This is a genomic window from Aquabacterium sp. UBA2148, from assembly GCF_002328915.1.
In the GTDB taxonomy this organism is placed as follows: domain Bacteria; phylum Pseudomonadota; class Gammaproteobacteria; order Burkholderiales; family Burkholderiaceae_C; genus Aquabacterium; species Aquabacterium parvum.
Genome location: NZ_DCXA01000080.1, coordinates 2,672 through 4,002, shown reverse-complemented (window position 1 = coordinate 4,002; position 1,331 = coordinate 2,672). Strand labels below are relative to the sequence as shown.

General features: G+C 69.6%; 1 protein-coding gene. It reads left to right on the top strand.

The window, feature by feature from the left end:
* Positions 1-1,331: glycosyltransferase (locus B2W70_RS04225; protein WP_286743182.1), on the top strand; the 1,331-nt coding region annotated here is incomplete at both ends.

The following is a 1,331-nucleotide window of genomic DNA, read 5'->3' as shown; positions in this document are numbered from 1 at the left end:
CGGCCTGCTGAGCTACGTGGTGGGCGGCCCCTGGCGCTCGCCCGTTCTCAGGCGCCTGTGCCTGGCCCAGCGCGTGCCGCACCAGCGCACGGCCGAGCTCTACCGCCAGACCGATCTGGTGCTGCACATCTACCGCGACCAGCACCACTTCAACGCGCAAGGCACCCGCGAGCAATCGCCCAGCCCGCGCACCTTCGAGGCGCTGGCCTGCGGGGCCTTGGTGGTCTCGGAACGCCGCGATGGCGTGCTCGCCACCTTCCCGGAACTGCCCGTGTTCGATCACGAAGACGCGCTGGTGCCGCTGGTGCAGCGCCTGCTGGACGACGCCGGCGAACGCGAGAGGCGGCTGCGCGCTTGTCAGCAAACCCTCGGGCAACACCGCTACGCAGACAGACTGGCTCAGGCCCTGGCGCTGTCGGTGGGCATCTCCGTGCCAGGTGAGCGGCCAGCGGCCTTGGGCCCAGACACCGGTCGATCTGCCGCACCCAAGCCAACACCGCAACTTCGCCCGACCTCTCGTCCCTCGACACCCGAACGCCGGCAGGACCTGACCCGCCCCGCGCCCTCTGCGTTGCCGCCGCTCGTCGCCGCGCCTCGCCGGCACCTGATGTACCACCTGTGGCCCGTCAAGGGCGAGACCTGGCGCTGGAACGTCGAGTTGCTGCTGCAACGCATCGACCTGTTCAACGGCCGCCGCCTGGTGGCCATCGTCACGGACGAACGCACCGAAGACCTCGCCGTGGTGCAAGCCGCTTTCGCAGGCCATGGCGTCGAGTTCATCGTGCGCCCCAACGCACAGGGTGGCGAGTCCATCACCTTCCCGCTGATGCTGGCCGAGCTCGCGCGCGAGCACCGTGACGACGTGGCCTTCTACGCCCACGCCAAAGGCGTGAAGTACGAGCCCACCTGGCCCCCCGCCGTCAAACGGTGGGCCGAGGTGCAGATGGCCGTGACGCTGGACCATTGGCCCGCCATCCGCGCGCAGCTTGACCAGCACGCGATGACAGGCCTGCTGCGCCGCCCCGGCCGCTTCGCCAACCACCAGCACGTCGGCGACTGGCACTACAGCGGCACCTGTTTCTGGTTCCGCCACGACGCCGTCTTCCAGCGCGCCTGGCAGGACGTGCCCGCCTTTTATGGTGGCGTCGAGGCCTGGCCCGGCATGCTGTTCACGCAGCAGGAAACCGGTTGCCTGTTGCTCGACCAGTTGCGCGAATTGCCCTACCGAGAGCGCTTCTGGGCCACACGCGGCAACCCGGCCTTCGAGCGCTGGCGGCGCAGCCTCAAGCCCGTGCCCCCACCGGCTGACCTGCTCAAGCCATCGGCGTTCG